This window comes from Lachnoclostridium phytofermentans, from assembly GCF_000733755.1.
Taxonomy (GTDB): Bacteria; Bacillota; Clostridia; order Lachnospirales; family Lachnospiraceae; genus Lachnoclostridium; species Lachnoclostridium phytofermentans_A.
In genome coordinates this window covers 421,373-434,005 of record NZ_JPOF01000002.1, presented here as the reverse complement: position 1 = coordinate 434,005, position 12,633 = coordinate 421,373, and the positions used below count along the sequence as shown (strand labels likewise).

14 protein-coding genes are annotated in these 12,633 nt (G+C 36.2%); all 14 read left to right on the top strand.

The genetic code is table 11. From position 1 onward, the window contains the following. The first annotated feature begins 115 nt into the window (after positions 1 to 115). The 14 genes from CC92_RS0104560 to CC92_RS0104495 all read left to right on the top strand — a co-directional run bounded on the left by CC92_RS0104560 (position 116) and on the right by CC92_RS0104495 (position 12,614). Positions 116 to 916, top strand: a complete 801-nt coding sequence (locus CC92_RS0104560) for a motility protein A (protein ID WP_029504202.1) — start codon at positions 116 to 118, stop codon at positions 914 to 916. Next, a complete protein-coding gene (locus CC92_RS0104555) occupies positions 900 to 1,721 on the top strand; it encodes a flagellar motor protein MotB (RefSeq protein ID WP_242841399.1) in 822 nt (273 codons plus the stop codon). Before CC92_RS0104560 ends, CC92_RS0104555 begins: the two co-directional genes overlap by 17 nt. Before the next feature lie 57 nt (positions 1,722 to 1,778). Next, entirely contained in the window at positions 1,779 to 2,300 is a 522-nt protein-coding gene (locus tag CC92_RS0104550; RefSeq protein WP_029504204.1) for a flagellar basal body-associated FliL family protein, read from the top strand. A 31-nt stretch (positions 2,301 to 2,331) separates the two neighbouring features. Then, a complete protein-coding gene (gene fliM, locus CC92_RS0104545) occupies positions 2,332 to 3,309 on the top strand; it encodes a flagellar motor switch protein FliM (protein ID WP_029504205.1) in 978 nt (325 codons plus the stop codon). A 7-nt stretch (positions 3,310 to 3,316) separates the two neighbouring features. Continuing rightward, positions 3,317 to 4,540, top strand: a complete 1,224-nt coding sequence (gene fliY / locus CC92_RS0104540; protein ID WP_029504207.1) for a flagellar motor switch phosphatase FliY — start codon at positions 3,317 to 3,319, stop codon at positions 4,538 to 4,540. A gap of 76 nt (positions 4,541 to 4,616) precedes the next feature. Beyond that, on the top strand, positions 4,617 to 4,979 hold the full coding sequence (locus CC92_RS0104535; RefSeq protein ID WP_029504208.1) for a response regulator: 363 nt from the start codon (positions 4,617 to 4,619) through the stop codon (positions 4,977 to 4,979). Beyond that, positions 4,979 to 5,395, top strand: coding sequence for a flagellar biosynthetic protein FliO (locus CC92_RS0104530; RefSeq protein ID WP_051650840.1), 417 nt, complete (start codon positions 4,979 to 4,981; stop codon positions 5,393 to 5,395). Before CC92_RS0104535 ends, CC92_RS0104530 begins: the two co-directional genes overlap by 1 nt. 8 nt (positions 5,396 to 5,403) lie before the next feature. After that, positions 5,404 to 6,249 carry a flagellar type III secretion system pore protein FliP gene (gene fliP, locus CC92_RS0104525; protein ID WP_029504211.1) on the top strand — a complete coding sequence of 282 codons (846 nt, stop codon included), beginning with the start codon at positions 5,404 to 5,406 and terminating at the stop codon, positions 6,247 to 6,249. A 15-nt stretch (positions 6,250 to 6,264) separates the two neighbouring features. Then, positions 6,265 to 6,534, top strand: coding sequence for a flagellar biosynthesis protein FliQ (gene fliQ, locus CC92_RS0104520; RefSeq protein ID WP_029504212.1), 270 nt, complete (start codon positions 6,265 to 6,267; stop codon positions 6,532 to 6,534). Positions 6,535 to 6,545: 11 nt separating this feature from the next. Further along, complete coding sequence (fliR, locus tag CC92_RS0104515) at positions 6,546 to 7,313, top strand: flagellar biosynthetic protein FliR (RefSeq protein ID WP_029504214.1); 768 nt, start codon at positions 6,546 to 6,548, stop codon at positions 7,311 to 7,313. A gap of 22 nt (positions 7,314 to 7,335) precedes the next feature. Next, positions 7,336 to 8,457, top strand: coding sequence for a flagellar biosynthesis protein FlhB (gene flhB, locus CC92_RS0104510; RefSeq protein WP_029504215.1), 1,122 nt, complete (start codon positions 7,336 to 7,338; stop codon positions 8,455 to 8,457). Between the two features lie 21 nt (positions 8,458 to 8,478). Then, positions 8,479 to 10,512 carry a flagellar biosynthesis protein FlhA gene (gene flhA / locus CC92_RS0104505; protein WP_029504216.1) on the top strand — a complete coding sequence of 678 codons (2,034 nt, stop codon included), beginning with the start codon at positions 8,479 to 8,481 and terminating at the stop codon, positions 10,510 to 10,512. Next, positions 10,512 to 11,726, top strand: coding sequence for a flagellar biosynthesis protein FlhF (gene flhF, locus CC92_RS0104500; protein ID WP_029504218.1), 1,215 nt, complete (start codon positions 10,512 to 10,514; stop codon positions 11,724 to 11,726). The genes flhA and flhF overlap by 1 nt, the downstream gene beginning before the upstream one ends. Next, entirely contained in the window at positions 11,727 to 12,614 is an 888-nt protein-coding gene (locus CC92_RS0104495) for a MinD/ParA family protein (RefSeq protein ID WP_029504220.1), read from the top strand. Positions 12,615 to 12,633: the final 19 nt, after the last annotated feature.

The window sequence follows — 12,633 nt, the reverse complement described above, 5'->3', positions numbered from 1 at the left end:
AAAAGAAGCACAAATAAGTGCTAAAGATATAAAAAATACAGAGACAATAGATAAGATACATAGTTTCTGTTGCTAAATTAGAAAGTGAATATTTGACGATAGGTGGGTGGTTTTTTTGGATTTGGCATCCGTGGTTGGTTTAGTGCTAACACTGGTTCTTGTTATCTTTGGTATCACGATACAGGATGGTTTTGGTGCGCTTATGGGTTTCATTGATCGAGACTCAGTCTTAATTACCTTTGGTGGTGCATTCTTTTCGGCTTTAGCAATGAGTCCTAGTTTTTCAACATATTTGAATAGTTTAAAGAGTTTTGCTTTGATATTAAAACCACTTCCTTCGAATGAGAAGGAAACAATTGATAGCATTATTACTTTATCTAACGTTGCTAGAAAAGAAGGATTATTAGCGCTTGAAGAGGCAGCAAATAGTATTGAAGATGAATTTATGAAAAAGGGAGTTCTTCTCATCGTTGATGGAACAGATCCTGAATTGGTAAGAAGCATCTTGGAAACAGAACTAGGGTGTATTGAAGAAAGGCATAAATCTATCATAGGTTTTTGGGATAACCTTGGTGCAGCGGGTCCTGCTTGGGGTATGATTGGTACATTGATCGGTTTGATTAACATGCTTAGTAAAATGCAGGATGTAAATTCTGTTGGACCTAATATGGCGGTAGCGTTAGTTACCACATTTTATGGTTCCATGTTAGCTAACTGGATTTGTATCCCTGTATCGAATAAATTAAAAGCAAACAATGCGAGTGAAATCATGATGAAGGAAGTTATGGTGGAAGGCTTACTGTCAATTCAGGCTGGTGAGAACCCTCGAGTAATTGAAGAAAAATTAAAGTCCTTCCTGTCCCCTACAAAACGTAATGAGTTAGTAGGACAAGAAGGTGGTGAAGCGATTGGCTAGAAGAAAATCGGTAGATGAAGCAAAGCCAGCAGCATTATGGATGAATACGTTCGCAGACCTGATGAACCTACTTCTCTGCTTTTTCGTATTACTCTTTGCAATGTCTAATGTAGATGAAGAGAAATTTAATCAGATTGCTGCTTCTTTATCCAGTAGCTTTAGTATTTTTAATGGGGGGCAATCCTCCATAGGAGATGGACAGTTAATTAACATGGGAGTTGCACAATTAAATGAGTTTGAACAGTATTTCTCTAATATGGGAAAAACAACAGAGGATACAGAAGGAGAAGAAATTGAGGAACTGAAGCAGTTTTTGACAGAAGCAAACAAAGTCGAGACTGATAAGATGTATGATAATATTTCTGAGATGAGCACTCAATATAATCTAGATAATTATCTAGATATTGAGACAGACCAAACAGGAGGTCAATATGTTCTGATCAATATAAGTGGTTCTTTACTTTATGATTCTGGTAAAGCTCAGCTTAAGAGTGAGGCTATTCCAATCTTCTCAAAAGTCGGTGATATCTTAAAAACCTATAAAGGATATCGAATCTCGGTCATTGGACACACCGATAATGTACCGGTTGTTTCTGGAGTCTATCGTAGTAATAAAGAATTATCTGCTGCGAGAGCAATCAATGCTGCAGAGTATTTAATCGATGTAAAAGGTATTAATCCAGCGAACATCGAATGGATTGGTCGAGGAGAATATGATCCAATCGCAGACAATAGTACGGAAGCAGGAAGGTCCAAAAACAGACGTATCGAGATTAGAATATATAATTCTCTTAATACAAACTAAGTAAGCCTTTGAATTAACTAGGCAGATGAAAGAAATTTGAAAGGCAAGGTATTTCCTATGAAAAAGAATATCTTAACGGTAATTATACTTGCTACTACATTAATTAATATGACATTAATGATAGTCATGCTGTTTGTATTTCTACCGAATGTAAAACAGACGAACAGATTAATCACGAAGGTGGCACAAACAGTTGATCTTGAACTTGAGAATGTGGTTGTGAAGGAAGAGAAACTTTCCATCTCTGATATCGACACTTATAAACCTACCGATATTACTGGTTTAACTGCTAACCTTAAAAAAGAACAGGGTGATTCTAAAACACATTATGCTGTAGTTAAGTGGTCACTTGTGATGAATAAGAATCATAAGGATTATAGTAAAATGGAACCTTTAGTGGAAGCCAATGAGGGCAGAATTAAAGAAGTGATTCGTACTGAAGTTGAGAAGTATACAATTAATAACGTGCAAGAGAACAAAGAGAATATCAAAGCCGATGTATTAAAAGTACTTCAAGATGATGTTTTTGGTTCTGATTTTATTATTAGTGTATCATTTAGTGACTTCGTTACTGAATAGAACAGATTTCTTGAGGTTGGGAGGCTAAACAATGGGAGATGTATTATCCCAAAGCGAAATAGACAATCTGTTGGCTGCACTTAGCAGTGGTGAACTTGATGCAGATGAATTCAAGGATACAGGTGAGAAACAAATAAAGAATTATGATTTCCACCGTCCTTCAAAGTTTTCGAAGGAACACCTTAGAACACTTGATATTATATTCGAACATTATGGCAGATTGTTGTCAACTCATCTGCCGGCATATCTTAGAAAGAATGTACAAGTCGAGGTTATTAACTCCGAAGCAGTTGTGTATCAGGAATTTACCAATGCGCTGTCCAACCCTGTTTTGCTTGGTATCATAGATTTCTCTCCGCTGGAGGGAAATATTATAATTGAATTAGCAGAAAATGTTGGCTATGCAATAGTCGACCGAATGCTTGGAGGTAGTGGTAATCCACTTGAAAAATCCAGAGATTTTTCTGAAATTGAGTTGGTTATTATCGAGAGAATTTTTACGGTTATGACAAATATTTTGTCAGAACCTTGGGCAAATGTTGTAAAACTAAATCCTAGATTGATTCGTATCGAGACAAACTCACAATTTGCGCAGATTATATCACCAAGTGACATGGCCTCAATCGTAACATTGAATATAAAGATTGGAAATATTGAGGGTATGATGAATGTTTGCCTTCCTTATGCCTGCTTGGAAGTAATTATTGACAAGTTAAATACGAAATATTGGTATTCAACAATGCAGGAAAAAGGGGATTCCAATTACCAAGAGTTCATTGAAACTGCAATTGCGAAAGCTAGAATACCAGTGAAAGCAGTACTTGGAAAAAGTAGTATTTCGTTAAATGAGTTAATTCAAATGCAAAAAGGTGATATTATTAAACTGGATCGAAAGATTGACGATGAACTCAGTGTTTATGTGGGTAATATTAAAAAATTCACAGCCATGCCTGGCGCGTCATCGGATTCTTATGCAGTAAAAATCTCAACTATAATAAGAGAGGAGTAGCAAATCGATGGATGGTATGTTATCTCAAGAAGAGATTAACGCTCTATTAAATGGCATGGGTACCGAAAATATAGAAACCGCTGCTGATCTCGAATCACTCACGGATTCTGAAATTGATGCTCTAGGAGAAATGTCAAATATCAGTATGGGAACTGCAGCAACAACGCTTTCTTCCTTGGTAAATCAAAAAGTTACTATTACAACTCCAATGGTATCCTATGCTAAGTGGGAAGATTTATTGTCAGCGTACGATCGCCCATGTGTTTTTATTCAAATTTACTATAAGGATGGCTTAGATGGAAATAACATCTTGGTCTTAAAAGAAAAAGATGTAAAAATCATCACTGACTTAATGATGGGTGGTGATGGTAAAAATAGTGAGGGAGAGTTATCGGAACTACATTTAAGTGCTATTGGTGAAGCAATGAATCAAATGATGGGTTCTGCCTCTACTTCTTTATCGTCTATGTTAGAAAAGAAAGTGGATATTTCTCCTCCAGTAGCTAGTCTTGTGGATATCCCAGAGGTCATTGATGGTGGAGATATCGCTGAATTTTTAAAAGGTCGTTTTGTGAAAGTATCCTTCCGTATGGTAATAGGTGATCTAGTGGATAGTGAGCTAATGCAATTATATCCATTTGATTTTGCTAGAGATCTATATGAACAGTTCATGAGATACACTGAAACGGAAACAAACGCAGCCACTGGATATTCTCAACAGCCAATAAAAGAAGAGCAAGTGACATCTGCTCCGGTACAAGCTACTAATAACACTTCATTTACACAAGACATGGGAAATGCTATGAATATGCAAGCACCACAAAATCAACCACAGATGAAACAAATGCAGGGGATGCCACTTCAGGGAATGGCTATGCAAGGGGTATCTTTACAAGGTATGGGAATGCAACAAGCACCTCAAGGGATGGTGCAAAATGTAAATATCGCACCCGCACAGTTTCAACCGTTTGTTAATACAGGAAGTCCTCTGTTACAGACAGAGAATATTGATTTGTTATTGGATGTGCCTTTGGAGGTTACAGTAGAACTTGGTAGAACTAGTAAATCTATCCGAGAAATACTTGATTTTGCACCAGGTACTATTGTAGAATTAAATCGACTCGCTGGTGAACCAATTGATGTTTTGGTAAATGGAAAGTACGTCGCCAAAGGTGAAGTAGTTGTAATCGAAGAAGCATTTGGTATTCGAGTTACAGATATTATTAAATAAGTAAAACAATTTTTTACCGCAGGAATAAAAAATTGCTTACAACTATTACAGATCAAAGAATAGGAGAAACAAAGTTATGGCAAAAAGTATTTTAATTTGTGATGATGCAGCTTTCATGAGAATGATGATCAAAGATATTCTTACAAAGAATGGTTATTCCATCGCGGGAGAAGCAGAGAATGGATTAAAAGCTGTAGATAAGTACAATGAGACAAAGCCTGATTTGGTAATGATGGATATCACTATGCCAGAGATGGATGGTATTCAAGCATTAAAGAAGATAAAGGCAGCGGATCCAACAGCTACAGTTATTATGTGTTCAGCGATGGGACAACAAGCAATGGTGATAGAATCCATTCAATCCGGAGCGAAAGATTTTATCGTAAAACCTTTCCAAGCGGACCGTGTACTTGAGGCGGTTAAGAAGGCGATAGGCTAATGTATTCCCTCGTTCAGATTTTTCTTGCAACAGAGGCAAATTCGCCTCTTCCAGGCTATGATCCTATCAAGAGTTGGTTTGAGTTGTTTGGATTGCTTCTGTTGTTTATTTTCATAGTTGTTGGTTGTTATTTTACAACGAAATTAGTTGCAAATAAGCAATTAAAACAATTAAAACATAGTAATTTTAAAGTGATTGATACTTACCGGATTACGCAGAATAAGTTTTTACAGATTATTCAGATAGGGACACGCTATGTCGTGATATCAATTACGAAAGATAATATTACCTTCATCACTGAACTTTCCGAAGAGGAACTCTTATACAAAGGAGAGGCCGAGGTGAAGAAAGAAATTAACTTTAAGCAGATCTTGTCAGAAATGACAGGAAAAAATAAAACAAATGGAAAAGGTTGATATATGCTATGACGTCTAAATGTAATCTTATCGATAAGAAGACTTTCCTTACTGGGCTTTTCGTCATTATGGTGTTTGTATTAACCTTTTTTTGTGCTGCTCCAAAAAAAGTATACGCTTCTGAGGTGAATGGAACAACAAACGAATCTACAACGAACACAGAGGATGATAAGGCAGTAAATAATAATGATTTAACCTTTTATTTTAACTCTGGAGAAGGGAGTGGTACGCTATCCGCTACACTTCAGATGCTCCTAATCCTAACTGTGATTACATTAGCACCTTCGATATTAATTATGTTAACCTCGTTTATTCGAATTATCGTAGTGCTTCACTTTGTTCGTTCTGCCTTAGGTACACAGACAACACCTCCAAATCAGGTTTTGATTGGATTGGCGTTGTTTTTGACGTTGTTTATTATGTCACCAATACTGACAAGCATTAATACCAATGCAATTCAGCCGCTGTCAAAAGGTGAAATCACACAAGAACAAGCCTTTACACAAGGTATGGAGCCACTGAGAGATTTTATGTTTGATCAGACTAATGAAAAGGATATGCAATTGTTTCTTGATATCGCAGGAGTTACAGAGGTAGAAAGCAGGGCAGATGTTCCATCTACTGCGTTAATTCCAGCGTTTATCATCAGTGAACTAAAAGCAGCATTCATTATTGGTTTCTTGATTTACATACCATTTCTAGTAATTGATATGGTTGTGGCATCTACTTTAATGTCTATGGGTATGATGATGCTCCCACCTACGACGATTTCGATGCCGTTTAAAATATTATTGTTTATTATGGCAGACGGATGGAATTTAGTCATCGGTTCAGTGATAAAAACCTTTTACTGAAAGGAGGGATAGTATATGGATGAAAACTTATTGGTGGAACTACTACGCCAAACATTATTCTTAATTATCAAAGTATCTTCTCCGATGTTGATTACTTCACTTGTCATTGGACTTGTGGTAAGCGTCTTACAGACAGTAACTTCAGTTCAAGAACAAACCCTCACTTTTGTTCCAAAGTTAATTGGAGTATTTCTAGTACTTATGCTTTGTGGTAATTGGATTATGAAAAATATAACGGAATATTTTTGGTACCTGGCAGATAACTTCCGTTACTTTATACAGTGACAGGTGATGCTATGGTAATACCTGTAGATCAGTTAGTTTTTTTCTTTGTGATACTGGTGAGGATATCCGCATTTATTTATACAGGTCCATTTTTTAGTTTAAAGAATGTTCCGCAGAAAGTGAAAGTAGGCATATCTATAGCGATAGCCGTTGTATTAAGCCAAACAATTCCTTATTCGGAATTAGCTTATGAAGGTGTGATTGGATTTGCAATACTTATCGTAGGAGAAGCTTTAGCTGGTGCCATCATGGGTTTCTTTTCTAATATCTGTTTTCATATACTTTCCCTCGCGGGACAGTTGATGGATATGGAAATTGGATTTTCGATGGTGAATGAGTTTGACCCAATTTCAAATGCTCAAGTTACGATTACTGCAAATTTCTATCACTATGCAGTAATGTTATTCTTATTAATAACAAATATGCATCACTATATCATAAAAGCACTTGTTGACTCCTATCAGGTAATCCCAGTAGGTGGGACTAAACTAAACCCTCTTATTTATACGGTGATGTTACAATTTGTGGTGGATTTTTTTGTAATAGCTTTTCGTATTATATTGCCAATCTTTGCAGCGATGTTAATCGTTAATGTGGTGTTAGCTATCTTAGCTAAAGTTGCACCACAGATGAATATGTTTGTCATTGGTTTGCAATTAAAAGTATTTGTTGGACTCATTGTTTTGCTATTTATGGTTATGATGATTCCGTCAGTTGCAGATTTTATCTTCACAGAAATGATGGACATGTTAAAGAGTGCAGTCTCCTTTTTAAAATGATGAAAGGTAAGGGAATGCGTTGGTGATTCCAGAGAACAACAAATTTTATGTTGCTTATCGTCTCCAGTTTTTCGCAAAAGAAGGGCCTGGAGGCGAAAAAACAGAAGAAGCGACGACGAAGAAACTTGATGATGCAAGAAAAGAAGGTCAGGTTGCCAGAAGCCAAGAATTAATCACAGCCGCAGGATTATTAGCACTATTTTTGGTTGTAAAAACCTTCGCTGGTTATATGGCAAGTGGGTTTCTTGATTCTTTTTCTGAATCTTATAAGGAGATTGAAACACTAGCGAAAGAAGAAATTACCTATCAAATAGGTTCAAAACTACTGAATCAGATGGGGATTACTATTCTACAAATCTGTTTTCCTGTTTTTATAGCAGGTGTTTTGGTAGCTTTCGTAGTCAATATATTTCAGGTGAAGTGGAAGATAACAGGAAAACCACTACAACCCAAGTTTAATAAAATAAACCCACTCAGTGGTTTCAAGAAGATGCTATCCATGGACAAAGTCATGGAATTAGTGAAGTCTATTATAAAAGTTGGTATCATCATTTATATTGTTTATGATGCATTAAAGGATCAATTAGGAAATCTATATCTATTGTATGAGATGGGAAACCTTGACGCAATCATTGTCTTTATTGGTGATATCGTACTTGATTTAGGAATTAAAATTAGTGTCTTATTTCTTATTGTAGGTTTCGCAGACTTTATTTATCAAAAGTTGAAATTTAAGAAAGATATGCGAATGACAAAACAAGAAATAAAGGATGAATATAAGCAACAGGAAGGGGACCCTCAGGTTAAGAGTAAGATTAAACAGAAAATGAGGCAAGCTTCCCAAAGGCGTATGATGCAAAGACTACCGGAAGCTGATGTTGTAATCACGAACCCTACACATTTTGCATGCGCACTTAAATATGATAAAGAAGTATCCGATGCTCCAATACTGATAGCAAAAGGTGCAGATTTACTTGCTGCTAAAATTAAAGAAGTTGCTAAGGAGAACAAGATACCAATTGTTGAGAATAAGCCTTTAGCAAGAATGCTCTATTATAATGTTGATATTGAATCCGAGGTTCCACAGGAACTTTACCAGATGGTAGCGGAAGTATTGGCTTATGTATATTCGTTAAAAACATAGAAAGGAAAGGGGGCAGTAAAGATGAAGAAAACAGACTTAGGTGTTGGCTTATTTATTATTTCATCCATCATCTTCTTAATCGTACCAATGCCTGCCACACTGCTCGATTTTCTTTTGGCATTGAATATTTCGATTTCGATGATTATTTTATTTAATGCACTTTTTTCACAAGAAGTGCTTAATATGTCAACCTTCCCAACGATTTTACTTTTTACAACGGTCTTCCGTATTTCATTAAATGTATCCTCCACTAAATTAATACTAACAGATGGAGATCCAGGTGCCGTTGTTACTCAATTTGGTAAATTCGTAGGACAGGGCGATGTTGTCATCGGTGTAATCGTTTTTATAATATTAATTATTGTACAGTTTATTGTTATCAATAAAGGTTCGGAACGTGTATCTGAAGTAACTGCTCGTTTTACTCTTGATGCGATGCCTGGTAAGCAGATGGCCATCGATGCGGACTTAAACACCGGAGCGATTACGGATGCACAAGCAAGAGAGAGAAGAGAAAAAATCCAAGAAGAATCCAATTTCTTTGGAGCCATGGATGGTGCAACTAAGTACGTTAAGGGAGATGCGGTTGCGGGTTTAATCATTACCATAATTAATATGGCGGGTGGTACTATCATGGGTATGATGAAGGCTGGATTACCTGCAGGGGAAGCTTTTAGTAAGTATGCAATCCTAACGATCGGTGACGGTTTAGTAAGCCAGATACCTTCCTTAATGATATCCTTAGCCACAGGTATCGTTGTTACTAAGGTAAGTAAAGAAGCTGATATTGGTGATCTTTTAATGAAACAGCTCTTTTCTATACCAAAAGTATTATATATGGTAGGCGGAGCATTAGCGTTTTTAGGTATCGTAACTCCATTACCATTCTTGGTATTTACAAGTTACGGTGCATTATTTATCTTCTGTGGTACCGTAATTGATAAGAAAATTAAAATTGCTAATATCGAAGAAGAGGCTTCCACGGAAGAACAATCAGGAGAAGAGATTAGAAGACCAGAAAATGTGGTTTCCTTACTTCAAGTAGACCAAATCGAATTAGAATTTGGTTACGGTATTATACCGCTTGCTGACGTAAATCAAGGTGGTGACCTTTTAGACCGAGTTGTTTTAATTAGAAGGCAGATTGCGCTGGAATTAGGTTGTGTTGTACCAACGATACGTCTAAGAGATAACATACAATTAAATCCAAACCAATACGTAATCAAGATTAAAGGAATTCCAGTTAGTGAAGGGGAAATATTATTTGATCATTATATGGCGATGAATCCAGGATATGTAGAAGAAGAAATTACTGGTATTCCTACTTTTGAACCATCCTTCCACTTGCCAGCATTATGGATTACGGAAAGCCAGAGAGAAAGAGCAGAATCCTTTGGTTATACTGTTGTCGATCCGCCTTCTATTATTGCAACTCATTTGACGGAAGTTATTCGTAGTCACTTAGATGAGCTTCTCACAAGGCAGGATGTACAAAATCTTATCAACAATATAACCGAAGCGAATCATACGTTAGTTTCGGAACTTGTTCCAAAATTACTTGGTGTTGGTGAGATTCAAAAGGTATTACAGAATTTATTAAAAGAAGGAATTTCAATTCGTGATTTGGTGACCATATTTGAAACTTTAGCGGATTATGCACCTACAACCAGAGATACGGATGTTTTAACAGAATATGTACGCCAGAGTTTAAAACGTGCGATATCCAATAAGTTCTTCCAATCGAATGAGATGACTTCTGTAGTAACTCTTGATCCAAAGATAGAGCAAGAAATTATGAATAGTGTGAAGCAGACAGAACAAGGAGCTTTTCTTGCGTTAGACCCTGAGAAAACAGGTAGTATTATGAAATCAGTAAAAGAAGAGGTGGAGAAGTTAGAAAATCTGGGGAAAAACCCGATTATTATTACTTCACCAATTGTTCGTATGTATTTTAAAAAGCTAACGAAAGAATATTTTAATGATTTAATTGTCATTTCTTATAATGAAATTGAATCCAATGTGGAATTACAATCAGTTGGGATGGTGACTGTATAATGAATATAAAAAAGTTCCAGGCAACTTCAGAAACAGAGGCTATTCTGTTAGCAAAGGAAGAATTAGGGAAAAATGCTATTGTAATGAATATTAAAACGATATCTCCTAAGGGAATATTTAAACTTTTTCGTAAACCTCTGGTGGAAGTAACCGCTGCTGTTGATGAAATGCAGGTACAAAATGAAGGAGTAAAGCATCCAAACGATATCAATAAGAATAAGCCACCGTTTGAAAGCACGTTTAATAAAGGATTTCGAGTATCTCAAATGAAAGAAGACTACTCCGTAGGGCTGGAATCTTCGGCAATAGAAGAGAAGTTAAATCACCTTCAGAGTATGTTAGCGGAGCAGTTGATAAAAACGAGCAAGCAAGAGGAAAAGATAGAGGTAAAAGAAAAGAAGAAGGATGAAGAAGCAAATCCCAATTATGCTTGTGTTCAGTTAGTGTACAATCAATTGATCTCTCATGATGTAGATGAAAAATATGCAAATCAGATTATTACTGAGATTGAAACAACGTTAAAGAAAGATACAACGATTGATACTATTTTGGGAAGCTTTTATCAAAAAATCATCTTAAAGCTTGGACAGCCTAAAACCATAGAATATTCGCAAGATAAAACGAAGTATATTTACTTTATCGGGCCAACTGGTGTAGGAAAAACAACTACGATTGCTAAAATAGCGTCTTCTTATAAGGTTGGTAAGCAAGCAAAAATTGCTTTAATTACTTCGGATACCTACCGTATTGCAGCAGTAGAGCAACTAAGAACCTATGCCAATATTTTAGATGTACCACTTCGCGTTATTTACTCTGAGACAGAGATGCAAGAGGCAATGGAAGATTTTAAAGATTATGATCTTGTGTTAATTGATACAGCAGGAAGATCTCATAAGAGTAGAGAGCAAAGAGATGATATTGATAAATTAGTTCATATTGTCCCTGAAGAGGATAGAGAAGTATATCTTGTGTTAAGTGCAACAACAAAGTACAAAGATTTAATCCGTATTGCCGAAACATATTCGGATATTGTTAACTATCGATTGATTTTTACTAAACTCGATGAGACAACAGGCATTGGTAATATTTTTAACATTCGTATGTATACCAATGCACCATTGTCTTATGCGGCATTTGGACAAAACGTTCCAGATGATATTGAAAAAATTGACGCTCAAAGTATTGCACGGCAGTTATTGGGAGGCAATGAATAGATGGATCAAGCAGAACAGTTAAGGAGATTAGTGAATAGGCAGCCGCGTCCGAAAGGTACAGCCAGAGTTATTACTGTTACAAGTGGTAAAGGTGGCGTCGGAAAATCAAGTACATCACTAAATCTGGCAATTGGACTTAGTCGATTAGGGAATCGTGTCTTAATTTTAGATGCTGACTTTGGACTTGCCAATATTGAAGTTATGTTGGGCATTCGTCCCAAATTCAATCTTTCTGATTTAATGTTTCGAGGGAAAGAATTGCAAGACATCATAACAGAAGGACCGCAAAATGTTGGTTTTATCTCTGGAGGTTCTGGAATTGCAGAACTAACCAGACTAAAGAAAGAACAGATAATGTATCTTATTCAGAAGATGGACTATCTGGATGAATTAGCTGATATCATCATTGTGGATACTGGTGCAGGGATATCTGACCTCGTTATGGAATTTGTTTCGGTAAGCTCAGAAGTATTATTAGTTACTACTCCGGAGCCAACGTCGATCACTGATGCATATGCTGTTTTAAAAGCACTTCATCGCAGAGATAATTTTAATAAAGAGGAAACTAAAATAAAGATGATATCCAATCGAATTTATTCCGAAGAGGAAGGAAATGAGATTTATAATAAGTTAAATACAGTGGTTAAGAAATTTCTTGATATTGAGATGGAGTATTTAGGAGGTATACCACAGGATAGAGCAGTTTCACAAGCAATTATGCAACAAAAACCTGTAATTATGGCATATCCAAATTCAACGGCAGCAAAGGCTATGCTTTCTTTAGCAGAACGTATTTGTCATGATAATATGGGGATACCGAATGAAACTAGGGGAATTAAACGAATCTTTGCTAATCTAATACGTAGAAGAATGACAACCAATCGATAAAGAGTACAGGGAGGGAGCT

What these genes read in the sequence shown, in the direction of transcription:
- CC92_RS0104550 (WP_029504204.1), top strand. Translation starts at nt 1,779, where the DNA reads ATGAAAAAGAATATCTTAACGGTAATTATACTTGCTACTACATTAATT.
- fliM (WP_029504205.1), top strand. Translation starts at nt 2,332, where the DNA reads ATGGGAGATGTATTATCCCAAAGCGAAATAGACAATCTGTTGGCTGCA.
- fliY (WP_029504207.1), top strand. Translation starts at nt 3,317, where the DNA reads ATGGATGGTATGTTATCTCAAGAAGAGATTAACGCTCTATTAAATGGC.
- CC92_RS0104535 (WP_029504208.1), top strand. Translation starts at nt 4,617, where the DNA reads ATGGCAAAAAGTATTTTAATTTGTGATGATGCAGCTTTCATGAGAATG.
- CC92_RS0104530 (WP_051650840.1), top strand. Translation starts at nt 4,979, where the DNA reads ATGTATTCCCTCGTTCAGATTTTTCTTGCAACAGAGGCAAATTCGCCT.
- fliP (WP_029504211.1), top strand. Translation starts at nt 5,404, where the DNA reads ATGACGTCTAAATGTAATCTTATCGATAAGAAGACTTTCCTTACTGGG.
- fliQ (WP_029504212.1), top strand. Translation starts at nt 6,265, where the DNA reads ATGGATGAAAACTTATTGGTGGAACTACTACGCCAAACATTATTCTTA.
- fliR (WP_029504214.1), top strand. Translation starts at nt 6,546, where the DNA reads ATGGTAATACCTGTAGATCAGTTAGTTTTTTTCTTTGTGATACTGGTG.
- flhA (WP_029504216.1), top strand. Translation starts at nt 8,479, where the DNA reads ATGAAGAAAACAGACTTAGGTGTTGGCTTATTTATTATTTCATCCATC.
- flhF (WP_029504218.1), top strand. Translation starts at nt 10,512, where the DNA reads ATGAATATAAAAAAGTTCCAGGCAACTTCAGAAACAGAGGCTATTCTG.
- CC92_RS0104495 (WP_029504220.1), top strand. Translation starts at nt 11,727, where the DNA reads ATGGATCAAGCAGAACAGTTAAGGAGATTAGTGAATAGGCAGCCGCGT.